This is a genomic window from Rickettsia sp. 109562A South Dakota (genome assembly GCF_055791265.1).
On the sequence record NZ_CM147703.1, the window covers coordinates 282895 to 309282 of the forward strand.

Below are 26388 nucleotides of genomic sequence, written 5' to 3' on the forward strand. Positions count from 1 at the left end.
AATTTAATATTAATTATTATATGCATAAGAGTAGCTTTTATCAATGAATGTTTAAAATTCTGTAATAAAAATTCATATAAAGCTTTACTTTAAGCAAAAAAAACTTTAATTAATATTTAAATTAATATTGATAAAATAATGGCAATATCTGAAGAAGAGTTAGAAAAAATACTTAAGGAATCCTTTCCAAACAGTATAATAAAAATTACTGATTTAGTAGGAGATCAAGACCATTATGCATTAGAAATATCAGATGTTCAATTTAATGGACTTTCTTTAATTAATCAACATAAATTAGTAAAAAACGCCCTGTCTGAAATATTAAATAAAAAACTACATGCAATTACCATAAAAACTATCGCAGTTCCTAGTCTCTGTAAAGATTTCTAAAAAATAATTACAGATATAAATATAATAAATCCTGTACAAATTCAACCTATTATTTAATTTTCAAGCTAGCAACTCTTGTAGCCTTGATATTTTTACTCTTCTTTATTATAAATTATTTTGGATAAGGTGATGTTGATATTAGATTTTGATTGTCCTGAGTCTATTGGGATTTTGTGGGGTGCCTCATTATTGTCTTTTGATTATATAAGGAGTAAAATTAAATTTTACTCCTTATTAATTAGACCTCTCGCATAACCTCCTTCTAAAGGTAATTTGTACGTCAATCCGGTACTCACATCTGTGCGATTGTCTATATACGCTGCGGTGCTGCGTTCCGTGTTTCCTTCAAATTCCTCTTTATAAGATAGGTTAGGCAAGAGGTCTATTTACATTTAAAATTTACTCTTCCAGTTGTTTTTCTATCCATTTTTTATGTTTTTGTTCATCTAAAAGACCTTGTTTTAAGGTTTTTGATGCATCATGCCATTTATTATTATACTCATTTAATCTTTCGTAAGCAGTATTAGTATCTTCTTCATTTGTATGCATAGCATATAATATAGCTTTATCATCAACTAAATCAGCAAGTATCACTTTACCTTTTGTTAGCCATTGCTTACTACTCGGTCCCTTTACTATCTTCTCGTTATGTTTTGATAAAAGTTCATTTAACTCTTTTACGTATCTTTCATGGTCTGTTTTAAATGCATCCCGCTGTTTTTTATAATCTTCATTAGTAATTCTATTAATAGCAGTTTTATATGCTTCGATAGCATCATAATCAAGTTCAATAAGTTCTTTTATTGCATCGGCAAAATTATTTTGGGTTCCTACTAAAGTTGTCATGTTAGCCTCCTTAATTTTTGGTTGTAATTATAAGCCTACTCCTTAATTTTTTTTGAGTCAAGGTTTAAAAAACAACAATAAAAATAAATTTTTTATAAATAAACAAAAATTAACTTTATTGTTAAGAATAATAATTTATAATGTTTTATTGTTAATTTAGGTTGACTTACCCTATAAATGTTTCTACCATCATATATGGAACTACTGAAAACGAGATAAAAGTAGTTCTGTATTATTAACTAACCCGAATATTTAGGAGGGAATTATGACTAATAATAACAAAGGCTTTGCTGCCATGAACAAAGAAAAGGTAAGAGCAACAGCTGCTAAAGGAGGGCATGCTTCGCACGGAGGACATCATAGTCATAACGATCATGATCACGGATCAGGAAAACAGGTCTTCGCCTCTATGGATAAAGAAAAAGTGAAAGAAATAGCCGCTAAAGGAGGACATGCTTCTCATAAAGGTAGCCATGAGGATAATAGATAGAAAATATTAAATAGCGAGCTATTCAGGATAAAAACTTATCCTGAATAGTAATTATCACCAATAGCAAATTACTTTTGTAATTTGCTATTGATTTAAAAATTGTAGAAATCGGGGTTTGAAGCGGTTCTTCACCCCGATTTCAAAATTATATATTATTATTTTAAGTAAAAGCTGATAAGTGTTTAATAAAAAACAATATAATTAATTTATATAAAAGGTGAAAGCCGTCTTTCACCTTTTATATTCAGTATTGCTAACCGAATAGCGAATTAAGTAATTAAGGATATCATTAAGCTTCGCCCTTGATTATAAAATAAAAATTTACCGCTCAATTAAGGATAAGAATTTTAGAGTCCTTATCCTTAATTAATGCAGATTTTTAGAAGTTTACTTTAAGTCTTAGCGTACCGGATTGAGCATGGTATTTTTTAGCTAAGTTCAGCCCATAATGTACTCTATACTCCATTCTACCTTTCTTAACTACTACCCCTGCTCCTAAATCATATAGCATTTTAGTAGGTTTAGGTGACGGTACCGGTAGAGGTTCATTAAGACCGTTAAGATCTGCAACGATTGCCGGCGTTTTACCTTTGAAGTCGTAATTAATAAAGGCATGAACTTGCGGTCTAATTATAAATTCATCCTTATAGAAAGTTGTTGTAATTTCACCGCCGAGTATACTCTCAACCTTATTATATTGACGCTTCTGAATAGTTAAGTTTTGGAAAGAAGTACCGTATTCCTGATAACCGGAATCTTTAATCTTAGTAAGTCTTAAACCTGCCATCGGTGCAAATGAAGTTTCTTTCCATAGATAATTATAACCCCCAACTACTGGACCACTATAAGAAGTTGAATGATACTTACCGTGTGCCGTCTCATAACCGCCTATAATATTACGTAGCTCATTGGTTTTAATATCGCTTCGTGAATAGGTAGTTACGCCTTCTACAAACCAGTTATTTATAAAGTTATATAAACCGTATATAGAACCCATGTTAGTTCCGACCTTAGTAGTATTACCGGCTTTGGCATTTTGGTAACGTAACTTCGTATCGACTCTAGTATAAGCAGCTCCAAGAACTATATTATCGTTTATAACGGTATCGACCCCAATTGAGCCACCGGTAGATTTAGCTTTATAACCGCTAAGTCCGTTAAAGGCTTTTTGTACCGCTTTGCCGTAATATGGGCTAGCCCATACGCCGTAAACGGAATTTTCATCAAGTTCACAGTCACCGCCTCCGACAGCTGCACCGCGTCTTCTAGAAGTAGCTTCCTCTGCTGCAGGATTTGTACCGTCATCTGCATCTTTAAGAGTCTTAATCTCTTACCTACTTCTTGAGCACCGGTGTGTTTGTATTATCATGTGCAGCATTAAAGCCGTCATTCGCGTTAGAACGACTTATTCCGCTACCTGGTTTTCCACCGCTACCTGTACCTGTAGAGTTATCTCTGCTAGTACCTATTATAGCAGACATACCGCTTACGGCACTACCTCCTATACCGTTATTATTGATACACCTGTTGTAGCAGGATTGCCGTTATTACCGTATGGGCTGCTTCCACCGTTGGTGATACCGCCGTTAGAGCCTGTACCGCCGTAGCTTGAGCCACCACTACCTACGCCACCAGTTGATGCTGGGCCATTATAGCCTGTGCTACCTGTAGATCCACCCTGACCTACAGAAGGAGTATATCCTCCAACATTATTACGAGTACCGCTTGTTGATGGGCTATATACGTTATTACCACCTGCAGGTGAGTTACCACCCGTACCAATATTAGAACCTGTACCGCTTGGAGTAGTTTCGCTGTTACCTACACCACCGGTTGATGATGGGCTACCATCTATACCAACTGTCGGACTATCTCTTACGCTTGAAGTTGGTATTATACTGACATTAGCAGGACCACTACCCGTAGTGCCTGTAGCTTCGCCTGTACCAACTGCCGGGCTACCCCCTACACTTGAGGTTGGAATAGTTACACCTGTTGGAGTAGTACCGCCGCTACCGATTGATGGGCTACCACCTCCAGTAGCTCCGCCTGTGCCGGGACCGTTAGGACCAAAGCGCCGGTACCCACGACAGGGACAGTGTTATTAGCGGGATTGCTTGGGTCACTTGGGGTAAAATACACCTCCAATTATAGAACCGCCCGTGTCGGGCTACCACCTCCCGTACCAGAACCATTAGGACCAAATCCACCGGTGCCACACCGCCTGTAATCGGAGTAGATGGAGTATTATATCCTGCCGGATTGCTAGGCGTTACGTCGTAACCGCCAGGCACACTAGGAGGAACATATAGATTGTTAACTACATTGCCGGCAGTTGGAGGCGGTTGTACAGGACTGAAACCTCCAACGCTGGGACCGACAGACGGACTCATTGGAGTAATAAGCGGTGTAGTTATTCTATGTATTTCATTTGAAGGTCTTTGAATTATAGGTAATAGGTGTTCAACTACTTCACGTCTTTGTCCTACAGGGGTATTTACTATAACATTACCGTTATTAAAATTTTGATGATATTATCTATTGTTACATCCCCTGTTGGTTCTATAGGTAAAAGTACAAATGAATTACCGGTGATCTGCCATCTGACAAAACCTCCTTCATTAGCTGTAACGTTAAACGGTAGATTTGCCGCATTACCGACTATTATATTACCTCCTGCTGCACTAATAATAGGATAAGCACTACCTTGCCCGATAGCAGAAGGATTATTTTGTGCAGTTAAAAATACTTTGATTGAAGAAACATTTGATAGATCTATAGTACCGCCGCTTGCTAAGACTATATTACCGCTATTAGCATTACCTGTTTGATCGGCATTTGTCGTATCATAGAAGACATTAATAATCTCACTGGTAGGAGTTGCCGATCCCTATAAGTGATCTTATTATTACCAAGGTCAAAAGTTATATTACTTCCTGAGATATTACCCCCAACATTTACGCTAGTGTTATCTCCGGTAAACATCATCGTTGCTTGATCGGCAACTATGGTATTTGCTCCTAAATCTGATTGGATGAAGGCTGTTTTCTTCGGTGCAAAAGTAATAACATTAGTACCGGTTAGCGATTTTTGTAGCCACACGTCATCGTTAAATTTATGACTACCGCCGTTAATCGGCGCTTGTACAAGCGCGGCATTAGTGTATTCGGCTGAAGAGTGGCTACTGCTACCTTTGAAACTATCTGAAACGATTTTTGTTTTATAATTAAATTTCGTTGTTGCTCTCGGCACTTTAACACCGCCGACGGTTGCCGCAGGTATATCTAAGCTTCTACTGTTATTACCGGTAAATACGGCTGATTTACCGGCATCAATAGTAATATCTTTAGCATAGATATCCCCTTTTACCGTGCCTTTATTACTACTGAACTGAACTAGTTTAAGACTTAAATTCTCAGTACCTAAATCATCGGTAAAACCGTTATCGGCATTAAATATTGCCGTACCTTGATCCTTTGTCTTGGTTGTTATACTAGAGTAAAAATCTTCACTGTCGATTGTGATTGTACCGTCACCGTTAAGCTGCACGGTTTTAAGGTGATTTGAGTCTGAACCAAACGGCGAAGTACCTGTTGTTAAATCACTTGTTATTGCAAGAGTATGAATTTTATTGCCGGTAGTCGTAGCCCCACCAACTACACTTGTATTAGCAAAAGTTAATGTAGCAGATTGTGAAGAGGTGAAATTGACATTGTTAATATATACTTGGTTATTAAGTGTTACATCTCCACCGTTTATTTGTATTATCCCTAAAGGACTAGTCGCCGTACCATAACCCTTAGCAAAATTATATGTTTTAGGATCAGCATCATCAAATCTTACCCCACCTTTTATATTAATAGGAGCAGGATTGATAGGACCAAGAGGGGTATAATTGAACACTCCTGTAAATGATATATTACTTGAATCATAATCAATTATTGCATTTGGACCTAGGTAAATGTTACCGCCTTTAATAATACTATCAGGATTGCTATTAGGTACACCAACACTTAAGGTTCCATCTAGAATCGTAATATCACCGGCTATTACCTTATATTACCTCGGACACTACCGCCTTGATTAAATGTTAAGTTAACAGCTGTACCACCGGTTTCGTGGATATTACCGGTTAAATTAGTAGCTTGCGTAAATATTATATCGCCCGTGCCGATTCCTTGAATTTCAGCAATTGACATATTACCGCCGGCGTTAATCGTAACGGTGCTATTGTCAGCCCCGGCAGCATTACAAGGTTTGTAATTGTATTCGTTGAGTTTCCGTTACCGTCAACCGTACCTATAGTACCGTTATCCATAAACACTACAGTACCGTTAGTACCGCCGGTACTTGTTATGTTACCCGTAATAGCTGCCGGTATATTATTTGCTATATCACTAGCAAATACAGCAGTACCGGCATTATTTTGGAAATCCATATCACCGTTAACCTGTACGACCCCAAGCTTAGTAGCACCTGAGAAGAAAGCATCTGCATTGACGATTCCTATAGCAAGCTTCGGCACCGAGACGTCTATACTCTTGGTATTAATCTCAGTTACTTCTATTGTACCGAGTCCCGTAAATTGTATTTTACTCATCGGATTTACTTTTGTTCCGATAGCATACCCATTAGCCGTACCGTCTATTGTTAACTTCGTATTAGCATTTATTTCAACTACCCCGGTATTTGGAGCACCCGGATCTATATCACCTGTTAAGGTTATAGTACTATTCTTGCCGCTAGCTACGGGGTAGTCATTAATCTAAATACCGATGCAGGATTTACAAAAGTTACACCCGGAGCATTTAATGGGAAATCACCGTTTAATGCATCAAGTGCGTAAGTACCGAAGCCCGCATTATACCGATATTGATTTTATTAATCTTAGCCGAAGTAATTGATTGGTCGGCGAATACAGCTCCATTTGCAATATTAAGTACTGCCGTGTTACTTACGTCAAGACTATTAGCACCTCCTACAACTCCGACCTCACTACCTGCGGTAACATTTATAGCAGCAAGTGCAACTCCTCCCTTACCAAGTGTTTCAGCACCGGTAAGACCTTGAAGCTCAAGCACGGCACCACCCGTACTACTTCAATTGACGCTACCGCCTCCATTAGCAACTCCGCCAAAACTATTAGCAAAGGTAACTTATTGATTGTTGTTAGTAGTTAAACCAAATACGGAGTTAGTATTACCGAAAGTGATAGTACTACCCGGTGGCTACAGCAGAGTTAGCAGACCTTTACTAACATCTACCGTAAATGTGTTAGCTGCATTTTTCCCTGCCCAATATTAATTGTTTGTACGCTGCCGATAGATACGTCCGTAGCCGTTAAGTTAGCATAGGCGTTCAATGTTGCATTAGCACCGTTTGTAACAACACTATTAAATGTGTAACCCGCAGGATTTGCTCCCGAAAATTCTAGGATACCGCCAGCACCGAAATCTACATCACCTGATGTAGTGAGTGATCCTTGTAAATTTGCCGTTCCTCCGTTACCAAGTGTTAATTAAGCAGCTGAAACATTTTGCTGGAAAGTGACTATATCACCGCCTACTCCGTTAATCTCTATTGCATTAATATTATTAACAGCACCGGTAACAGTACCTGCTCCATCGAATACTAAATCACCGTTAATGCCGTTACTACTTGTTACGGCCGCTAAATTACCGCCGTCATTAACGTTAACCGTACCTGCATTACCAGCAAAATCCGTTTGTCCACCGATATTCGTAGCATTAATAGTACCGTTCCCGCCAAAAGTTGCCGTACCTGTAATACCTCCGGTATATATACCGGTTCCAACAGTTACGTTACCTGTAGTATCTGTAGTCAATTGACCGGCTCCTACTTGAGCATTACCGGTAAAGCCACCGGCAGCAGTAGCTACTCTACCCCTGCATTATTTATGGTAAGCGTAGTTGCACTAGAAGCTCCATTTATCGTAACATTTCCTGCTCCATTAAGATTTAAAGCCGCAATACCCGTCACAGGTCCGATAATACTTGCTCCTGCTAGGTTAACTGTACCGTTAACACCTCCGGTACTTATTACTGCTGCTAATTGTCCGTTATTAGCAAGGTTTACCGTACCGGCGTTATTTGCAAAATCCGTTTGTCCACCAATATTTGTAGCATTAATGGTACCGGCTCCGCCAAAAGTTGCCGTACCTGTAATACCTCCAGTATATATACCGGTTCCGACAGTTACGTTACCTGTAGTATCTGTAGTCAATTGACCGGCTCCGACTGCAACATTACCGGTAAAACCTGCTGCTGCAGTAGCTACCACACCTGCATCATTTATTGTTAGATTAGTTGTACTAGAAGCTCCATTTAAATCAACAGCTGTACCATTGTTTCCTTGAACATTTAATATATTAACCGGAAAGCTCCCTGTAGTGTTCCCACCAATGCCGTTAAGACCTCCTATATCCCCACTAACCGTACTATTACCGACAAAATTCAATGCATTATTTCCTCCTGCTACAGAATTAATTATATTACCGTCGGTAACCCCTCCGACATTAACTCCGTTATTTAAAGTAATCTGCCCGGCAGTACCGTTAAAATCTATATCAGAAGTTACATTTTGTTGAAATCGTACTAAGGAGTTTCTCGTAAATTTTACTAACCCTCCTACACCTGTATCAATTGCCGTTGCCCAATCTATACCGTAAGCAGGATCCCCTCCAACTAGAGGTGTATACGCACTACCCATCACAATAGTTTGTGCAAAGATAGTTCCTGTAACTGTAGCCGGATCTAAATTCGCAGGACCACCGACCTCATCCCATCGATCGCAAATATGTTAAGCCTTTTTATATTTCCGGTTCCATTACCGCTACCTGCATTCAGTGTAATATTCCGGCTAGCGTTAGAGACGTGTACTATCAATTCACCAACTAAATCATTTGCTGGAACTACAGGTATCGTAGCTGCAAATTCTGCCGGATTTGCAGACTCATTACTCACTATATAGGTAGAATCCTGATCAAGGAAGTTAATATTTTCTACAGGCTGTATATCCATAATTTCAGGAGGCCCCGGAGGATAAAGTGTCGGATCTGAAGTATCAGTGGCAAACTCAAGCACCGCTGCATTTCCAATATTAAACGCTTTTACTTCAGACCAGTGAGGATTTTTATATATGAAGCCGGTAGTAAGCTCTACCGTAAGATTTGCTTGGCCCTGAACATCAGCTACTATACTATTTGCGTTAAAAGGAATTTTATCATCACTACCGGGAAAAATGGATGTAGACTTAAAAATTAAATTACTAGCAGTGTTATTAAAATTAAAGCTGTGAAAATAGTAAGTGTTCCCCGGTGCTTCCCCTGGTCCCGGTACTTGATTTGGTGCAAAAGGAGGAACCGCCGCAGCTGCTTCTGCCTGTGTAACCGGCGTACCTGTTAAAGTGATGTTTGAAGGAGCAGTAACATTTACCTTCAATCCTACAATCGGTTGAAGAGGATCATGATTAAGATTAATAGTTACGATAGGTCCAAGGATTAGGTCATTCTACACAGTCATTACTGCGTTGTCAAAGGTATCTAAATACATAGCAGGAATTGCCGGTACATCCGCGGTAAAATTATTTACTCCGCCAAAAGCACTCCCATCAGATATTAAACCCGGTGTTGTTACGATTCGGTTAGCAGTACCAAGGGCACTCGTGCTTGCAAGCATCACTGCTGCAGTTGATGCGAACATGCTTTTTTTTATTAAATTTTTTAGAGTATTTTTGTGTTGAATTGACATAACATCTCCTAAGTTTGGACTTAATTTCGAAATTAAAATTTTAGGCTAGTATTTCTTAACAAATATAAATATTCTGCATTGCAGGAAGATTTTGTGAAAACTTCTAACAAAATGTAGATTAAGATAAAAAATCTTAATGTTTTCGTTATGTTGCACTTTTAGAAAAAGTTAATAATAAAATTAAATTTTTATTCAGGGCTTTTTTTATTCAGGGCTTTAATTAATATTAATAATAAAAGAGGATAAGAAGAAATGATTAATAATTATTAAAAGAACAAAAATTTTTCTAACTTATAATTTTGTTATATAAATAACACATTACTTTTAGTTGAAAAACATTAATTAAATACTAAATGATCTATAAAAATACTTAAAAAAAAATAAAGAATTTTTACATAAAAAAAGGTAACTATAAGTTACTTTTTTATATTTAAAATAAATTATTTTTTTATAAAAATTTGGTAAATCGTATATACAACTTAAAGAATACGAGGATAAAACCTATATATTTTGGCTCCTCAATGAAAACAGCAAAATTTTATTAATTTTTGTGACTCTTATGTCATTCCTGCGTAAGCAGGAATCTAGAAAAAATAATCTTAATATTGATACAAAAATTACATCTTTAACAAAATAAACTAAGTTTTTGATATGTTTTACTGAATTCCTGCTTGACACAATGACACTTAGATATAAACAAAACCACTTTTTCTAGGCAAAATCTATAAATTTTTAAATAAACAAATTGATTTGCTACGAATAATAGAGTATATAGTATAAACATAAATTAATTCTCGGGGCGTAGCGCAGCCTGGTAGCGCATCTGGTTTGGGACCAGAGGGTCGGGAGTTCGAATCTCTCCGCCCCGACCATAAAAACATAAATTATAATGTCAAAAGACGACCTAATTCAGTTTACGGGTAAGGTACTTGAGCTCTTACCTAATGCTACTTTCAGAGTAAAGCTTGAGAATGATCATCTAATTATTGCTCATACTTCCGGTAGGATGCGTAAAAATCGTATCAGAATATTACTAGGGGATAAAGTTACGGTAGAAATGACTCCTTATGATTTAACTAAGGGGCGTGTGATTCATCGTCACTAATCTTAAAGTATGAAGCGGAACCAAAAAACCTTACCGATTATATTAGCTTCCGGGTCTCCTGCAAGAATTGAGTTATTAAACAGAATAAAAATCATCCCTTCACGAATTATTCCGGCAGATATAGACGAAACACCTAATTTGCGTGAATTACCTGCTCCCTTAGCCGTAAGGCTTGCTTACGAAAAAGCTATAAAAGTTGTATCTCAAATAGAAGAATCAGCTATAATTATAGCTGCTGATACCGTAGCAGCAGTAGGTAGAAGAATATTGCCGAAAGCTACTACTTACGACGAAGTCAAGAATTGTATTAAGATGTTATCAGGGCGTCGTCATCGTGTCTATACCGGTTTATGTATTATCAAAAAAGAGAATGACAGGCTTACAGTTAGACAAAAAATAGTTCAGACTATTGTTAAGTTCAAAAAATTAAGTGATGAAGAGATTAACTTTTATTATTCTTTAGATGAAGGAATAAACAAAGCTGGCGGCTGTAAAATTTCCGGTTATGCAGAAGCTTTTATCTCATTTATTTCCGGTTCATATTCAAATGTTATGGGATTACCTTTATTTGAAACGGTAAATGCTCTAACTTCTCTAGGTTTTAAGGTATATCATTAAGATTTTTATATCGCACAGTGTCACCTAGTTCGCTTGACCACGGGGTCCAGTCTTTCTCGCGGGGGGGATATGGGACAATAAAAAACTAATCCACGCACATAAATTACCTAGCTGCTCAGTTTCCAGGCTCATCAAAATGACTTCTCTCATAATTTTCATGACGCTCTTGAGCTTCAATACATAATGCAGCAATAGGTCGTGCTTCTAATCTTTTTATACCTATTGGGTCACCTGTTTCTTCACAGTAACCGTATTCCCCATTTTTAATACGTAATAATGCCTCTTCTATTTTACTCATTAATTTACAATATCTATTTCTACTACGAAGCTCAAAAGCTCTTTCTGTTTCATGAGTAACACAATCATTAAGATCGGATTCTTTCAAATTTTCTTCCTTTAAATTATTTAAAGTCTCTTGAGACTCTTTTAATAAATCATCTTTCCATCTTAAATCATCTTTCCATCTTAAAAGTTTTTGTCTAAAATATTCTCGTTGATTAGGACACATATATTCTTCATCCTTAGAAGGTTTATATCCCATAGGTAATTTAGGTGTTTCTAGCATATTAATATCTCAATATTAGCTTTAATCTATTATGTTTATAAGGTTTTTAAAATAATATAATATATAACTTAAAATTAACGCAAGAAGATTATGAATATTAATATATTTTATTTTTTAATTGGATATGCGTTAGTGTATACAGATTCTAAATGCTTTATACTTGTCTTAGTATAGTTTTGTGTAGTAGATAGACTTTTATGACCTAATAGCTCTTGAATAGAGCGTAAATCTGCACCATGTTCAAGCAAATGTGAAGCAAAACTATGTCTAAATGAATGAGCAGTTAAATGTTCAGGTAAACCATAAAAACGCTTTAATTTAATTAATTCACGATTAAATACCGGTGGTTGCAATTTCTTACCTTGCTTTCCTCTAAATATCGGTTCATTATCACCTAACTTATATGGCAATATTTCTAAATATTGGGTAATTAAATTTTTAGCAATCGGTAACCATGGAATTATTCTTTCTTTACTACCTTTACCTATTATTCTTATAAATTCTAGATTTTGTAGATGAAGTTTCGTAATTGATAATGCTTCCGATATACGAAGCCCTGCAGCATATATAAGAACAAGTAGAGCTTTATTTCTAAGTTCTACCCACTTAACATTCCCGTATTCTTCGATATACTCAAGTGATATTACTACATCATCTTCCGATAAAGCTTTTGGTAACAATTTAGTTTTTTTAGGAGATTTTATAGAAAAAATTATATGGCTATTTAATTGTGTTGTTTTTTCTAAAAACTTATAAAAATTTTTTACCGCAGATAAACCACGTGAAATTGAAGATGTAGTAAAATTATTACAGTTACGTTTTGCAAGCCAACTTCTGATTAATCTTATATCTGCGGTTTTAATATGATTTATCGTCACAAGGTCTGCATTATAATAATTCATAAACTCCAGGAAATGCTTAAGGTCATTATTATAAGAAATTACTGTATAATTAGAGTAATTTTTTTGCAAAATGAGGTATTTTTGCCACTTATTTATTAATTCCTGAATTGATGTATCTAACATTTATAAAAACTTAACTATTTTTAATATTATTCTTAATGCTAACAATTATTGACTCATAATTTTATAAATGTTAGCATGAATTAAGGGTTTATGTTTACATTACGTGACCTATAAAACACAAAAGCAACACAATTTCTTAAGTAAAAATATTTACAAAATTTAATTTATTTTAGGAGAATGAATAATGTTAAATAATACACAATTTTTAGATTTAATGCAGTCCTATATGAATCCGGAATTTTATATGAGTTCTATGAAAAATATCCCTAGTGTAGACCTTTCATCTATCGCAAGTACAATGCAAAGAGCTATGAATATTCTTTTAACAACTAACCAAATTGCTACGGAAAGCATGCAATCTTTGCTTAAGAAAAATTCCGAGATTATACAAAATAATGTTAATACTATTTTGAATACTACTAAAGAAGCAGCAAATTCTAAAGATTTCAAACAAGCTAGTGAATGTCATCAAAAATGTTTAAAATCTATTTATGAAACATCTATGGATAATGCTAAGGAACTCGCTAATATAGCTTATGAGTCTTCAACCAAAATATTAGAAGCCGCAAATAAGCATATTGCCGAGAATGTTCATCATGCTTCTAATAATGTGCAGAATATGGCAGAACAAGTACAAAAAACTTCAATAAGAAATCTGCTTAAAAAATAACTAAAACTGTCATACCGCAACTTGATCGCGGTATCTTGTAAAGCAGTTAGTATACCTCAAAAGATACCGCGATCAAGTTGCGGTATGACATGGTAGAAATTCCCCTCCATTACTTGCTTTTCTGTTTAACCAATTTTGTAAATAAGACTCTGCTAGTTCCTGATCTTCTATAATAATTACATTTTCGGCATTACGTTTATCAGCGGCAGCTGTGAAATTAAACGAACCGGTTATTACTTTCTTTTTATCGATAATTATAACTTTATTATGAGCGATTCCCGGTACTTTATCTATACCTACATCAATTTTTGCTCGTTGTAATTCGTGTAACTTAGAAAATTTCTGCTTTAAATTACTACGATCAAGCAATATTCTGACTTTTACTCCTCGTGCTTGTGCGTTAATAAGTGCAGTAGTAATCAATGCATCACTCATACCGTATGCCTGCATATAAATAGATTCTTCAGCTCTATCTATCTGATTGGCTATAAACTTAGTACAGCCGGCAGGCGGGGTAAAACATGTACTAACTTTACTTCTTGAAAGCTCTGAAATATTGTAATGCTTTATTTGTGGAGCAGATGAAACTAATAATTTTTGATTTATTAGATTAGTAAAATAATCCGGATTCTGTCCATAAATACCTAAAGCAACTCCCAAGATAAAGACAATACTTATTTCTATAAACTTATTATTTTTTCTCTTCATGACTTATTTATATTTTAGACATTGCCTGTAGACTTGTAAATCGTCATTGCGAGCGACTAAAGGCTTTGTTGCATGGAACCTGATGTCATTCCCGCCTTTGCGGGAATGACATAAAGAGTATTTACCGATCCACGCAACAACGTCTATTTTTTTACATAACTTCCCGAAGCTGCTTCAATAGCCTTTAGATTCTGATAATCTAAAGAATCTACTAGCTTATTATCATTATTTTTTACAAACCAATGATTCCACCATGAGCCTTTATATTCCGTAGCTTTCATAAGCCACTCATAACTACTTAAACTTAAGTCATCATTAAGCCGATAATTATATTTAGCACTAGCCGGAGGATTAACTACGCCTGCTACATGCCCTGAATCCGTGAGACAAAAAATCTTATGTCCGTTTAATAATTTTACTCCATCATATATTGAACGCCACGGAGCTATATGATCTTCTTTTGCTGCTACAAAAAAAGAATTACAATCAACTTTTCCAAGATCTATTTTGTTCCGAGTATCTCTAAATTATTAGACTCTTTTAGCAAGTTATTACAATATGTATTTTGCAAATATTCCTCATACATTTTTGCCGGTAAGTTGGTAGAATCCGCATTCCAATATAGCAAATCAAAAGGCATTGGTTTTTTACCAAGCAAATAATTATTGACAAAAAACGTCCAAATTAAATCATTCGCCCTTAGCAAACTAAAACTATTTGATAAATACTACCCGTCACAATAACCCTTTAGTTTTATATCTTCTTTAATGTAATTAATCGTAGCTTCATTAAAAAATATTCCAAGCTCGCCCGGACTCGCATAATCAAGCAAAGTAGTAAAGAAAGTAGCACTATGGACAGAATCTATTTTTTTGCTTTGAAGTAGGCGATAATTATAGCAAGAAATGTACCGCCCATGCAATATCCGATAAAATCAATTTTTTTAAAACCAAGATTTCTAACATACTCAAAAGGTGCGAAAATACCGTCTTTTAAGTAATCCTCGAAGCCTTTCTCCGATAGAGAGATATCAGGATTAACCCATGAAATAAGAAAAACTTGAAAATTATTTTCTACTAGGAAAGATACTAGAGAATTATGCGGAGATAAATCGAGTATATAATATTTATTTATACATGGCGGAATAATAAATATCGGAATTTTGTGAACTTGCTCTTTCGGTTCATAACATATTAATTGCATTAAATCATTTTGAAATATAACTTTTCCTTTTGTTGCCGCAATATTTTTACCGAGTTTAAAGGCGGATTTATCGGTAGTTTTAATATTTAATATATCACCGGAACTTTTTATATCTCTTAAGAAATTTTCTAGTCCTTGTACTAGATTTTGACCGCCGCTTTCTAATGTCTCACGTAAAACTTTTGGATTACAAAAAGCAAAATTTGAAGGTGAAAACGCATCTATAAAATGTTTAGTTGCAAACTCTAAATGTTGCTTGAGATCATTTGATAGCTCATACTGTTCTATATTCTTCTTAAGCCACTCCGAAGAAAGCAGGTAATATTGTTTAACAAAGTTAAAATAAGCATTATCCTCCCATGAAGAATCTTTAAATCTTTTATCTCGATTATCCGGAGAAAATACAGCTTTTGCCGGACTACCGACAAATTTTGCAAAGCTATTCGCTGTAAGCTCTCTTAATTTATCAATATACTCAACATTAAGCCTACAAAACTTTTCAGGATTTACCCAAAACTGTTCTACCATTAAAGAGGCTATAATTCTGTTTTTATCACTATCAATTAGACGCCTAGGAATCATACTCCCTCTACCTTGCATGAAATGCAAAATAAGCTCTTGATATTTATCGGCAATTTCTTTGAAATTATTAATTATCGTCTCGTGTGGGATATTATACATATTGAGTTCCGGTATTAAAATCAGGTGTGTCATACCGTGGCTTGACCACGGTATCCAAAAAATAATTAAAAAAGACTGGATACCGCGATCAAGTCGCGGGATGACACATAAACAAAGCTTATATCTTTAAACCATCCCACATATTATCAATCTTGTCGATAACTTCCTGACTCATTTCTATTTTTTTACCCCATTTTCTATTTGTTTCAGGGTATATTTTATCTGTTGCATCTATTCCCATTTTACTACCAAGCCCTGACTGCGGTGATGCAAAATCCAAATAATCTATCGGAGAATTATCTATAAAAGTCGTATCACGCCTTGGATCGCTTCTTGTTGCTATTGCCCAAATTACTTCTTGCCAATTACGAACATCAATATCATCATCTACAACAATAATAAACTTACTATACATAAATTGCCGCAGATAAGACCAAATACCAAGCATTATTCTTTTAGCATGACCGGGATAAGATTTTTTAATTGATACTACTGCAATTCTATATGAACATCCTTCAGAGGGAAGCCAAAAATCGACTATTTCAGGGAATTGTTGCTGCAAGATAGGAATAAAAATTTCATTTAATGCTTCACCGAGTATTGACGGCTCATCAGGCGGCTTACCTGTATAAGTACTTAAATATACGGGGTTTTTCTTCATCGTTATTGCCGTTACGATAAATACCGGACATTCCTCAACATCATTATAATATCCGGTATGATCACCAAAAGGACCTTCAGGCAAATATTCCTCTAAACTTACATAGCCTTCCAGCACTATTTCACTATGTGCCGGTACTTTTAAGTCAATGGTTTTGCATTGTACTAACTCTACTTTTTCATTACCGAGTAAACCGGCAAAATTATATTCTGAAATATTTTCAGGTATAGGCGTAACCGCTGCCAAAGTTACTGCCGGATTTGCCCCGATAACGATAGCAGCAGGAAATGGTTCTTTTTTTGCTTCCCTCCAACGTTTATGATGCTCTGCTCCGCCCCGCAATTTAAGCCAACGCATCAATAGCTTATTTTCTGAAATAACCTGCATTCGATATATGCCAAGATTATAATTATCAATAGACCTCTTCCCAAACTCTACTTCTAGAGGTAATTTGGAAAGAGGTCTAATCTTATCTTTAGTTGGACCTTTAGTAACTACTATCCCCCAAGTAATTAAAGGTGAAATATCATCAGGCCAACATTTTTGAATCGGTAATATATTGATATTCGGTTTGTCAATAATGACTTCATGACAAGCTGCTTTTGATATGGTTTTAGGAGACATAGCAAATATACGCTTAGCAAGCGGTAACATTGACAATGTTTCTTTAAAAGATGCCGGAGGTTGCGGCTGTTTAAGAAATGCTAGTAAAACGCCAAGCTCTCTTAATTCCTCGACATTCTGAAGCTTGAGCCCCATGCAAATACGCTTTATGCGAGCATAAAGATTAGTTAGAACAGGTATATCGGACTTAGTGCCATCGGCTTTTATAACATTTTCAAAAAGTAAGGCAGGTCCGCCTTGTGCTAATACTCTCCTGCTAATTTCGGTAATTTCTAAATCAGTTTTAACTTCGGTAGAAATACGCTTTAACTCACCGTTTTTTTCTAAAAATTTTAAAAATTCCAGTAAATCTTTAAAGCTCATAGTTTTATTTTTTTGTTTATAATACGTGGCTTATTGTATGGCTCCTATGTCATTCCCGCGAAAACAGGAATCCAGAAATGAGTGTCATACCGTGGCTTGACCACGGTATCCAGAAAAAAATAAAGACTGAATCCCGCGATCAAGTCGCGGGATGACAATGGAGAAAGCTGGATTCCCGCTTTCGCGGGAATGACATCAGAGACACTTTTCCCTACTTACTAAAATTAGCCTTTACCTGCATATCATTCTGAATAATTGCATAGTTAATTAACTCATCAATTACAGAATTTTTAATATTATATATTATATTTTTTTCTGAATTGACACGAATATTTTTAGCCGTTAATTCATCTATACTTCTAGATTTAATATGTGCAAAATATACTTCATCGCCTACCTGAAATACAGGTGTATTGCTTCCTATTTTAGTATTAAAAATTGATAATAATATCTCAGGAGTTAATGTTAGCTCATTTTCCATTTCGAATCTAATATAATTTTTTTTGCTTATTTTTATTCCGGTAGCTTTAAGCTCTTCTATATTCTCTTGATCTGAATTATATTCCTTTGCTAAATCTTTGATAATTTTTAAGTTTACATCTGCGATATTCTGCTTTATCCAAACTTTATTTACCTGCTCTTTAATACTATCAAATTCAGGTATTTTTGCCGGCTGAATTGATTTTAATTCCACCAATATAAGATAGCTTTTATCTTCTGCTTCTATAGGATAAGATAATTCTCCTTCCGAAAGCTCAAAAATACTATCGGCATTTTCGGCAATTATTTTATCTTCAATAAGCTCTGCATAACTGACATAGTGAACGTTTTGTATCGGTAGCTTATATTTTTCAGCAATTTCAACTAAGCTAGAACCGGCTGCCGTCTCATCTTCCAGCTTTTTAGCAAATTCCATATTAAGTATGTCGATTTTTTGAGCCTTTAATAAATCATGTAATTGTTTTTGTACCGCTTCAAAACTTTGATTTCCGAATTCATCTTCATTTTCATTATAAAATTCTAACAACTCATCTTGAGTAACTGAGACTTTTAGATCCTTACTATTAGCTTTAATATAAGAAAAGCTGCGTTTCTCAGGTACTTCAAACGAGGTTTTATTATCTTGGTAAAAATCCTTTAATTGCTGATCGGTAGGAGTAGGAATTTGTAAATCTTTCGGTTTATTTTGTAAATCTATTTGTACTAATTCTACCTCTCTTTTTTCAGCCATATAATCTACTATATTGTCAGTCATAGCTTTAGGAACATAGAAACTTTCTGCAAAAGTACCGACAAAAATATTTTTTAAAGCTTTTTCTTTGAAATTTAATAAATATTTTTCTTCATCCATATAAGAATTTCTAAAATAAGTTTTAAAAGTTTTTATATCGAAAACACCTTGCTCATTTTTAAAAACCGGTGATTCTTTAACTAAAATTTTAACTGTATCATCACTTAGATCTAAGTCATAATAACTAACTAAATAATCTAAAACATTATCGTAAACAAGCCTTTTTAGGATTCGGTTATCAATATTTAACGGTGCTATTTCTTCATCGGTTAAACTTGTTCCAGTTTGCTTACTTATAGCGTTAATTTCCAAAGATTTTGCTCGCAAAAAATCTTCTTGAGATATATTTTTCGCATGAGAAAAAGTAACAATATCGCCACCTCTTCTTCCGTTTAATACATCTTTAATACCAAAGCCGATAAAAGCAAAAGCGATCATTGCGAATAAAACCCGCATTATAAAACTATCGGCAGTTTTTCTAATATTATCTAACATAATTTTTTATTTAAGACTCACGGCTTGACCACGGGATCCAGTATTATTAGTATTTTAAAGTTATTTTTATGGGCCCCGTGGTCAAGCCACGGGGTGACACTCACGTCTAGATTCCCGCTTTCGCGGGAATGACATTTTAACCATTACATCTCAAGACCATATTATAAAGCAAAAAAACCTATATAGTCAAAAACTATATAGGTTTTTTCTGTAATATAGAATAGTTGATTAGAAGTTTACACGAACTTTTACACTACCTTGCTGTGCGAAATACTTACTTCCGATATTTGTATCGTAGTTAATGCCGTATTCCATCATTTTGTGCTTAGCAGTAACACCAACGCCGACATCAAAGCTTGTTTTGTTCTGCTTGAAGCTGTTAGTCGGGAACGGTTGTGCCATACCTTGTAATCTTGCATCAATAGCCGGAACTTTGTTCTTAAATGCATAATCAACCATTGCGTAAAGCTCAGGTGTTAGAACTACATCACTGACATTGATATTACTTGATACTTTAGCCCCTAATATTCCGTCAAAGCTGTTATAGTTCTTCCCTTTAACGATAAGATTTTGGTAAGTAGCTCCGGTTTCTTTATAGCCTTTATCTTTGATAGCTGAGTATCTAAACCCTGCTACCGGTGTTAGGTTAATGTTCTCAGGCATTACATAGGTATAGCCTGCCATTAACTGACCTGTATAGCTTTCGGATTTATACTTACCGCTTGCAGTTTGATAAGCAATAGTATCCACTGCCGTTGCAATAACACGTCTTGATTTGCTTCTTATTTTATTATCCGAGTAAGATGCTATAGCTTCAACAAAGAAATTTTCATAAGGTAAGTTATATAAACCGTATAAAGAATAGATGTTACTCTGTGCTTTATTCTTATCGCCCTTCTTATTATTTTTCAGTTTGATATCGGTATCAGCCCTTGTATATGCAAGCCCTAACGCTAAATCATCGCTAACTAAGCCGTCAAAACCTATAGTGCCGCCGGTTGTATCAGACGTATAACCACTTATGTTATTACGCATCTTTTGCGTTGCATTACCGACAAATGGGCTGATCCACGCACCAAACTTAGCATCTCTATCCTCATCACCTGCAGCTACGGCAGCCGGCTGTAGTTCATCCATTCTAGCATTTAGATTAATTAAGCTACTTGATATATTACTTGCTATAATTTGATTATTAACAGCAGCTATAGTATCGCTAGGTTTTACAACGTCTTGTATCAGATGACTTACGGCATCTACTACCTGTGAATTTGTCATACATCCAAAGTCATTAAGAGCCTGACGTGCATCTGAACCGTTTTGTGCTTGTGCCATTCTTTCAAACGATGTTTGAGTAACCCCTGTAAACTCTTTTGCTATCACTTCTTCAGATACGTCTTCTGCAAATAAAGTTAAAGACGATGCATCAAAAGTAAAGTCGACAAAACGGTTTTCATTGTTAATAGTTATTTTAACATTATCTGCGGGAGCAGGCTTTAAACCGCCGGCTGTTTCTGCAGATACTACTGTATATTTTGTATTTGGATCTATATTATTAATATCGAAATTAGTAGCAGTAACAACAAGTGCTAAAGTTGAAACCCCTGATAAATCAAGAGTACTACCCGATTTAATTAAGATATTACCGCCTGACTTAGCTGCTCCGTCAAAAGTAGTGTTTAAGGTTAATGTGTCGGTAAAGCTACCTTGTCCTGTATAGGTTACTTGATTTGCTCCTAAGGTAATAGTAGTACCGCTACCTGTTATGGCACTGTTAAACGCTAGGCTATTACCGAAATTCATAGTAGCACCGTCAGCTTTAAAGCTCGTCGCCGTTACGTCTTTAGCAAAATTATAGGTAGAACCTTTGGCTAAAGTCACTGGTCCTGTATTAGTAAACGTATCGGCAAAACTTGTAGTACCGCCAAATGTCGCAGTACCTTTTGCGTTAACACTGCTTGCAAAACTCATTGTGCCTGCGGTGGTAATATCACCCACTGGATTATTTGCATTACCGACAACATCGCTGACACTACCACCAGTGAAGTTCAACTTTAACGCTTGACCTCCGGTTTTATTTATACCGCCTGTTAAGTTAATAGCGGGCATTGTTAACATTCCCATACCGTTACCTTGGATTTCAGTGATGCTAGTATTACCGCCTGTGGTTATAGTTACATTACCCGCACCTACTTTTAACATAGCGAGATTCGTAATAGCTCCTTTAATAGTGCTAGCACCGCTTGCAATTATCGTACCGTTAACTCCGTTGCTGCTTGTAACGCTACCGTTGATATTTTTACCTGCACCGAGTGTTATAACCGCTGCTTGATTATTGAAATCTACATTACCGTTAATATTGCCGTTTTGAGTTAAAGCAGTATTAGCTCCAAATGTTAAATTAGAATTGATATCCTTATTGTAAGTAATTGCCGGTACTGATAATTCTAAATCGTTAGCAAATATATCCGTATCTATTTGGAATGTTCCGTTTCCTTTAAATTCTAATTCTTTTAACCTATTTACTGCAGTACCGTAAGTAGCACCACCGACACTTGCAAGTATTATTTTCCCGCCCGCAGCTCCTGAATCTACAACAAGTTTACCTTTATTCGGAGCAAGAGGGTCAAGTACGGCATTTAATGTTATCGTACCATTACCGGCTGCACTATTTTGTAATACTAATTCAGCATCTTCATGTGCAAAATTAATAGTCTGACCATTGGCTAAAATATTTATTGCATTAGCACCTTCTGTATCAATAGTATAAGAACCTTCACCGGCAGCAACTAGTGCATTTGCAGCTCCTATATTTATTCTATTAATTTGGTTAGTAATACCGCCTACATCAACAAACTTTGTATTACTTAGGATATTAAATTCAATAACATTTGTAGTATCTATATTATTAAATGCTACATTACCAACAATGTTTAATGATCCTAATTCATTTCCTCCCGTACCTATTGCTTTAGCTCCACCGTCACCTTGTAAGGTTATAAGTTTTGTTGTACCAATAAGAGTTAACTTACCGCCGCCGGTTGCAAACGCCGGTAAATCATTTTTAAGAGTTATAACTCTATCATCTGTAGTGCTATCGTTACGTAATAAAAGGCTTGAATTTGCCCCTTTAAAACTAATCACCTGACCGTTTAATAAATTAACATCAGCATTCTTAGCATTTATTCCAAAATTCTTACCATTTTGAATGTCAATTTGTGCAACTTCACCGATACTAGCATCATTTGCGACCACTGTACTGGCAGCATTAATATTAAGTGTACCGTTATTACCGTTTGCTATAACACCGGTTAAGTTATAAGTTGGACCAGCAGGACCGTTAAACTCTAATGTACCACCACCGGCTCCAAAATCTATATTATGCGCAGCTAGGCTTCCTCCAGCTTGTAATGTTGCTCCTGCTCCTACATTCACTGTTGCTAATGCTGCCGTATTACCTATACTACCTGTTATCGTACTTGCACCGTTAAAGGTCACCACACCATTATTAGCATTACCCGTATTATCTATTGCTCCGGTTACTACTACTGGATTCGTAAATGTCAATGCTGATGCATTATCCGTTAAATTTATCGCATTCGCTTTTACTACTCCGCCCTGTACTTGTACTAAGCCGGCTCCTACACTCAATGTTGCTAAGGCGTTTGTATTACCTATATTTCCGGTTACCGTACTTGCACCGTTAAAGGTCACCACACCATTATTAGCATTACCCGTATTATCTATTGCTCCGGTTACTACTACTGGATTTGTAAATGTCAATGCTGATGCATCATCCGTTAAATTTATCGCATTCGCTTTTACTACGCCGCCTTGTAATTGTACTAAGCCGGCTCCTACATTCATTGTTGCGAATGCTGCCGTATTACCTATATTTCCGGTTACCGTACTTGCACCGTTAAAGGTCACCACACCATTATTAGCATTACCCGTGTTATCTATTGCTCCGGTTACTACTACTGGATTCGTAAATGTCAATGCTGATGCATTATCCGTTAAATTTATCGCATTCGCTTTTACTACGCCGCCCTGTACTTGTACTAAGCCGGCTCCTACACTCAATGTTGCTAAGGCGTTTGTATTACCTATATTTCCGGTTACTGTACTTGCACCTGTAAAGGTTACTATACCGTTATTAGCATTACCCGTATTATCTATTGCTCCGGTTACTACTACTGGATTTGTAAATGTCAATGCTGATGTATCATCCGTTAAATTTATCGCATTCGCTTTTACTACGCCGCCCTGTACTTGTACTAAGCCGGCTCCTACACTCAATGTTGCTAAGGCGTTTGTATTACCTATATTTCCGGTTACTGTACTTGCACCTGTAAAAGTTACTATACCGTTATTAGCATTACCCGTATTATCTATTGCTCCGGTTACTACTACTGGATTTGTAAATGTCAATGCTGATGCATCATCCGTTAAATTTATCGCATTCGCTTTTACTACGCCGCCTTGTAATTGTACTAAGCCGGCTCCTACATTCATTGTTGCGAATGCTGCCGTATTACCTATATTTCCGGTTACCGTACTTGCACCGTTAAAGGTCACCACACCATTATTAGCATTACCCGTATTATCTATTGCTCCGGTTACTACTACTGGATTCGTAAATGTCAATGCTGATGCATTATCCGTTAAATTTATCGCATTCGCTTTTACTACTCCGCCCTGTACTTGTACTAAGCCGGCTCCTACACTCAATGTTGCTAAGACGTTTGTATTACCTATATTTCCGGTTACTGTACTTGCACCTGTAAAGGTTACTATACCGTTATTAGCATTACCCGTGTTATCTATTGCTCCGGTTACTACTACTGGATTTGTAAATGTCAATGCTGATGCATCATCCGTTAAATTTATCGCATTCGCTTTTACTACCAATCCTCCAAGAGAAAGTGTAGTTGCCCCAACACTTATTTCAGCTAATGGATTAGCATTACCTATTGTTCCATTAATTGTAGTATCTGTATCGGCAGTTATTATACCTCTTCCATCTATATTTCCTGCAAGCGTTATCAATGCAGGCGTTTTAGAGTGAATGGTTAATCCAGCATTCGCCCCCCCTAAAGTTATATCTCCTAAACCAGTATAAATATTAGCAGCAGCCTTAAAACCATGATGCATGTTAACTGCAGCTGTACCGGTTAAAGTTAAATCTTTGCCGGCAGTAATAGTAACAGGCAACAAGTTACCTTCTGTAACAATAGAACCGACGTTGGTATTTTGAGTGATATTTAGACCTCCGGGATTAGTACCTGCAACATTTATAGCCTGAATAATACGGTCAACTTTATCTGCAGTGATAGTATGATTACCACCGAAAGTAAATGCATCATCGTCTTGAGGTCCGTCAACAAGAATACCATAATCTGCTCCTGCATCCGTTATATCATGCCAATTACCGGTACCAGCATCATCACTAAATGCTGCATTATTAGTAGAAATAACACCACTTGCGGCAATGCCTAATGCCCCGCTACTACTCAGCATTAATGCTGCGGTTGAGGTGGTGAATAAAGCGGTTTTAAGACCTTTTTGAATTACTTTTTGAAATAGTTTTGGAGAAATATTCGCCATATATAAACCTTAATAAAAATTAAATAACTTAGACATTACCCCGATTCTAAAGTAACTTTTTAAATATGTCTATTATAATTAACAATATAGATGATATTTTTACAATATTTGGTATGCATTTGTGGCATTATTTCATAATAGAAGTAGGTAGGCGGGGACAGTGTAGCATTATTAAAGTATATTCGGTGTCATCCCGTGGCTTGACCACGGCATAACATCAGAGCATTTTTCAAGAGCTATGAACAACCGCTCCTAGAATATCCGCAATATCATCATGTCCATAATATTTAGCTAGGCTTAAGGGAGTTTGCCCTAAATAATCCAGAATATAAAAATCAGCATCGGCTGCAAGCAGTAATTTTGTAGCTAGAGTATGATGATTATTTGCTGCCCAATGGAGGAAAGTTGAGCCTGATTTATCACGACAATTAATATCAGTAGTGTGTTCAATTAAAAACTGTATTAATTCTTCACCGCAGTTAGCTTTTATAGCATGATGCAGAGCTAGGCGTCCTAATGGTCTTTGTAGTCAATATTAATACCCTTACTATGTAAAGTTGCTACTAATTCTAAGTCACTCGCATATATTGCTTTTTGTAAAAGCTTTTGTCCTAAAGCTTTATCAAATTCTGCACCGTCTTTAATCAAAATTTTTACTAGTTTTGAGGTATTTATATTCTTGTCATAAATTTGCGTTACTTTTTCTAGAAGAGTTTGTTGTTTAGTGTTTTTACCGACTAGCGTAGATTTACTAGATACCCTATTAATCTCACATCTTCAGAATCAATAGCGAGATCAAAAATCTTATAGCCGAGTTCGCTTTTAATATCAAATTTAGCACCTTTGCTAATTAATGCTTTTACTGATGAGATATTTTTCGATTCTACAGCTAAATCTAAAGGAGTTTTATGATTATCGGTAATAACATTAGGATTATGACCTTTATCAAGGAAAAATTGTACTATTTGTACATTTCCGCTAGCTGCTGCCCAATGTATTAGAGATCAACCATATTTCATCGTATCTTCCAAATTCCGTATTCTCATATAAATACTCTACAATCTCTAAATTTCCGGCTTTAATTGCTATATTAATAGCCGACCAGTTACCTTCATTAGGAGCGATTTTACCTCCAATCTGGACTAAGGATTTTACTGTTCCTAAATCTCCCGCTTTGATAGCTAAATGTAGAGGAGTTTGACCATCAAAATATAAATTATTAATATCTATTCCTTTATCCATTAAAGCTTTTACTAATGTTTGAAGTTTGAACGTTGCTT

The 26388-nt window shown here is 35.8% G+C and carries 30 protein-coding genes, 1 tRNA gene and 1 pseudogene; 8 read left to right on the forward strand and 24 right to left on the reverse strand.

Going from position 1 to position 26388, the window contains the following annotated elements; genetic code table 11:
• Positions 1-138 precede the first annotated feature (138 nt).
• The gene (locus tag ACIAS7_RS01640; protein WP_473199062.1) at positions 139-390 is read left to right on the forward strand and encodes a BolA/IbaG family iron-sulfur metabolism protein; all 252 of its coding nucleotides are present in this window, start codon (positions 139-141) and stop codon (positions 388-390) included.
• A 224-nt stretch (positions 391-614) separates the two neighbouring features.
• Here ACIAS7_RS01640 and ACIAS7_RS01645 read toward each other — a convergent pair whose 3' ends face one another.
• The gene (locus ACIAS7_RS01645; RefSeq protein ID WP_473199063.1) at positions 615-767 is read right to left on the reverse strand and encodes a palindromic element RPE1 domain-containing protein; all 153 of its coding nucleotides are present in this window, start codon (positions 765-767) and stop codon (positions 615-617) included.
• Positions 768-789: 22 nt separating this feature from the next.
• Positions 790-1236, reverse strand: a complete 447-nt coding sequence (locus tag ACIAS7_RS01650; protein WP_473199064.1) for a DUF2383 domain-containing protein — start codon at positions 1234-1236, stop codon at positions 790-792.
• A 265-nt stretch (positions 1237-1501) separates the two neighbouring features.
• Here ACIAS7_RS01650 and ACIAS7_RS01655 point away from each other — a divergent pair, with 265 nt between their 5' ends.
• Positions 1502-1726 carry a KGG domain-containing protein gene (locus tag ACIAS7_RS01655; protein ID WP_473199065.1) on the forward strand — a complete coding sequence of 75 codons (225 nt, stop codon included), beginning with the start codon at positions 1502-1504 and terminating at the stop codon, positions 1724-1726.
• Positions 1727-2105: 379 nt separating this feature from the next.
• Here ACIAS7_RS01655 and ACIAS7_RS01660 read toward each other — a convergent pair whose 3' ends face one another.
• Together ACIAS7_RS01660 and ACIAS7_RS01665 are read right to left on the reverse strand one after the other, a co-directional pair.
• Entirely contained in the window at positions 2106-3053 is a 948-nt protein-coding gene (locus tag ACIAS7_RS01660; protein ID WP_473199385.1) for an autotransporter outer membrane beta-barrel domain-containing protein, read from the reverse strand.
• A 7-nt stretch (positions 3054-3060) separates the two neighbouring features.
• Positions 3061-3207 carry a hypothetical protein gene (locus tag ACIAS7_RS01665; protein ID WP_473199066.1) on the reverse strand — a complete coding sequence of 49 codons (147 nt, stop codon included), beginning with the start codon at positions 3205-3207 and terminating at the stop codon, positions 3061-3063.
• Positions 3208-4039: 832 nt separating this feature from the next.
• On the opposite strand from ACIAS7_RS01665, the gene ACIAS7_RS01670 reads away from it, so the two are divergent.
• Both ACIAS7_RS01670 and ACIAS7_RS01675 read left to right on the forward strand, forming a co-directional pair.
• Complete coding sequence (locus ACIAS7_RS01670; RefSeq protein ID WP_473199067.1) at positions 4040-4171, forward strand: hypothetical protein; 132 nt, start codon at positions 4040-4042, stop codon at positions 4169-4171.
• 83 nt (positions 4172-4254) lie between these two features.
• Positions 4255-4425, forward strand: coding sequence for a hypothetical protein (locus ACIAS7_RS01675; RefSeq protein WP_473199068.1), 171 nt, complete (start codon positions 4255-4257; stop codon positions 4423-4425).
• A 100-nt stretch (positions 4426-4525) separates the two neighbouring features.
• Here ACIAS7_RS01675 and ACIAS7_RS01680 read toward each other — a convergent pair whose 3' ends face one another.
• From ACIAS7_RS01680 to ACIAS7_RS01715, 8 genes are all read right to left on the reverse strand, one after another.
• Positions 4526-5629, reverse strand: coding sequence for a hypothetical protein (locus ACIAS7_RS01680; protein WP_473199069.1), 1104 nt, complete (start codon positions 5627-5629; stop codon positions 4526-4528).
• Positions 5630-5775: 146 nt separating this feature from the next.
• Entirely contained in the window at positions 5776-5925 is a 150-nt protein-coding gene (locus ACIAS7_RS01685; RefSeq protein ID WP_473199070.1) for a hypothetical protein, read from the reverse strand.
• Positions 5883-6326, reverse strand: coding sequence for a hypothetical protein (locus tag ACIAS7_RS01690; protein ID WP_473199071.1), 444 nt, complete (start codon positions 6324-6326; stop codon positions 5883-5885). Before ACIAS7_RS01690 ends, ACIAS7_RS01685 begins: the two co-directional genes overlap by 43 nt.
• Before the next feature lie 226 nt (positions 6327-6552).
• The gene (locus tag ACIAS7_RS01695; protein ID WP_473199072.1) at positions 6553-6807 is read right to left on the reverse strand and encodes a hypothetical protein; all 255 of its coding nucleotides are present in this window, start codon (positions 6805-6807) and stop codon (positions 6553-6555) included.
• Between the two features lie 437 nt (positions 6808-7244).
• Positions 7245-7571 (reverse strand): hypothetical protein, encoded by a 327-nt coding sequence (locus tag ACIAS7_RS01700; RefSeq protein WP_473199073.1) that lies wholly within the window; start codon positions 7569-7571, stop codon positions 7245-7247.
• Positions 7572-7621: 50 nt separating this feature from the next.
• The gene (locus ACIAS7_RS01705; RefSeq protein ID WP_473199074.1) at positions 7622-8455 is read right to left on the reverse strand and encodes a hypothetical protein; all 834 of its coding nucleotides are present in this window, start codon (positions 8453-8455) and stop codon (positions 7622-7624) included.
• Between the two features lie 44 nt (positions 8456-8499).
• The gene (locus ACIAS7_RS01710) at positions 8500-9186 is read right to left on the reverse strand and encodes a hypothetical protein (protein ID WP_473199075.1); all 687 of its coding nucleotides are present in this window, start codon (positions 9184-9186) and stop codon (positions 8500-8502) included.
• A gap of 69 nt (positions 9187-9255) precedes the next feature.
• Positions 9256-9495 carry a cell surface protein gene (locus ACIAS7_RS01715; protein WP_473199076.1) on the reverse strand — a complete coding sequence of 80 codons (240 nt, stop codon included), beginning with the start codon at positions 9493-9495 and terminating at the stop codon, positions 9256-9258.
• Between the two features lie 795 nt (positions 9496-10290).
• On the opposite strand from ACIAS7_RS01715, the gene ACIAS7_RS01720 reads away from it, so the two are divergent.
• The 3 genes from ACIAS7_RS01720 (at position 10291) to ACIAS7_RS01730 (ending at position 11218) form a co-directional block, all read left to right on the forward strand.
• Positions 10291-10367: transfer RNA gene (locus tag ACIAS7_RS01720), tRNA-Pro, on the forward strand.
• Positions 10368-10384: 17 nt separating this feature from the next.
• Entirely contained in the window at positions 10385-10600 is a 216-nt protein-coding gene (gene infA / locus ACIAS7_RS01725) for a translation initiation factor IF-1 (RefSeq protein ID WP_473199077.1), read from the forward strand.
• A gap of 9 nt (positions 10601-10609) precedes the next feature.
• Complete coding sequence (locus tag ACIAS7_RS01730) at positions 10610-11218, forward strand: Maf family protein (protein ID WP_473199078.1); 609 nt, start codon at positions 10610-10612, stop codon at positions 11216-11218.
• A 115-nt stretch (positions 11219-11333) separates the two neighbouring features.
• Here ACIAS7_RS01730 and dksA read toward each other — a convergent pair whose 3' ends face one another.
• Together dksA and ACIAS7_RS01740 are read right to left on the reverse strand one after the other, a co-directional pair.
• Positions 11334-11783, reverse strand: a complete 450-nt coding sequence (gene dksA, locus ACIAS7_RS01735; RefSeq protein ID WP_473199079.1) for an RNA polymerase-binding protein DksA — start codon at positions 11781-11783, stop codon at positions 11334-11336.
• Between the two features lie 107 nt (positions 11784-11890).
• Positions 11891-12808, reverse strand: coding sequence for a tyrosine recombinase XerC (locus tag ACIAS7_RS01740; RefSeq protein WP_473199080.1), 918 nt, complete (start codon positions 12806-12808; stop codon positions 11891-11893).
• Positions 12809-12992: 184 nt separating this feature from the next.
• On the opposite strand from ACIAS7_RS01740, the gene ACIAS7_RS01745 reads away from it, so the two are divergent.
• Positions 12993-13478, forward strand: a complete 486-nt coding sequence (locus ACIAS7_RS01745; RefSeq protein WP_473199081.1) for a phasin family protein — start codon at positions 12993-12995, stop codon at positions 13476-13478.
• 72 nt (positions 13479-13550) lie between these two features.
• Here the strand turns inward: ACIAS7_RS01745 and pld are convergent, their stop codons facing one another.
• From pld to ACIAS7_RS01795, 10 genes and pseudogenes are all read right to left on the reverse strand, one after another.
• Complete coding sequence (gene pld, locus ACIAS7_RS01750; RefSeq protein ID WP_473199082.1) at positions 13551-14186, reverse strand: phospholipase D; 636 nt, start codon at positions 14184-14186, stop codon at positions 13551-13553.
• Positions 14187-14329: 143 nt separating this feature from the next.
• Positions 14330-14467 carry a hypothetical protein gene (locus ACIAS7_RS01755; RefSeq protein ID WP_473199083.1) on the reverse strand — a complete coding sequence of 46 codons (138 nt, stop codon included), beginning with the start codon at positions 14465-14467 and terminating at the stop codon, positions 14330-14332.
• 221 nt (positions 14468-14688) lie between these two features.
• On the reverse strand, positions 14689-14892 hold the full coding sequence (locus ACIAS7_RS01760; RefSeq protein WP_473199084.1) for a hypothetical protein: 204 nt from the start codon (positions 14890-14892) through the stop codon (positions 14689-14691).
• A gap of 158 nt (positions 14893-15050) precedes the next feature.
• Positions 15051-16070 carry a poly(3-hydroxyalkanoate) synthetase gene (locus ACIAS7_RS01765; protein ID WP_473199085.1) on the reverse strand — a complete coding sequence of 340 codons (1020 nt, stop codon included), beginning with the start codon at positions 16068-16070 and terminating at the stop codon, positions 15051-15053.
• Positions 16071-16188: 118 nt separating this feature from the next.
• On the reverse strand, positions 16189-17718 hold the full coding sequence (locus ACIAS7_RS01770) for a UbiD family decarboxylase (protein WP_473199086.1): 1530 nt from the start codon (positions 17716-17718) through the stop codon (positions 16189-16191).
• 211 nt (positions 17719-17929) lie between these two features.
• On the reverse strand, positions 17930-19504 hold the full coding sequence (locus ACIAS7_RS01775) for a SurA N-terminal domain-containing protein (protein ID WP_473199087.1): 1575 nt from the start codon (positions 19502-19504) through the stop codon (positions 17930-17932).
• A 228-nt stretch (positions 19505-19732) separates the two neighbouring features.
• Entirely contained in the window at positions 19733-25108 is a 5376-nt protein-coding gene (locus ACIAS7_RS01780; protein WP_473199088.1) for an autotransporter outer membrane beta-barrel domain-containing protein, read from the reverse strand.
• A gap of 229 nt (positions 25109-25337) precedes the next feature.
• Positions 25338-25876, reverse strand: a pseudogene (locus tag ACIAS7_RS01785) (ankyrin repeat domain-containing protein).
• Positions 25846-26106 (reverse strand): ankyrin repeat domain-containing protein, encoded by a 261-nt coding sequence (locus ACIAS7_RS01790; protein ID WP_473199386.1) that lies wholly within the window; start codon positions 26104-26106, stop codon positions 25846-25848. Before ACIAS7_RS01790 ends, ACIAS7_RS01785 begins: the two are co-directional and overlap by 31 nt.
• Positions 26087-26350 (reverse strand): ankyrin repeat domain-containing protein, encoded by a 264-nt coding sequence (locus tag ACIAS7_RS01795; RefSeq protein ID WP_473199089.1) that lies wholly within the window; start codon positions 26348-26350, stop codon positions 26087-26089. Before ACIAS7_RS01795 ends, ACIAS7_RS01790 begins: the two co-directional genes overlap by 20 nt.
• Positions 26351-26388 lie beyond the last annotated feature (38 nt).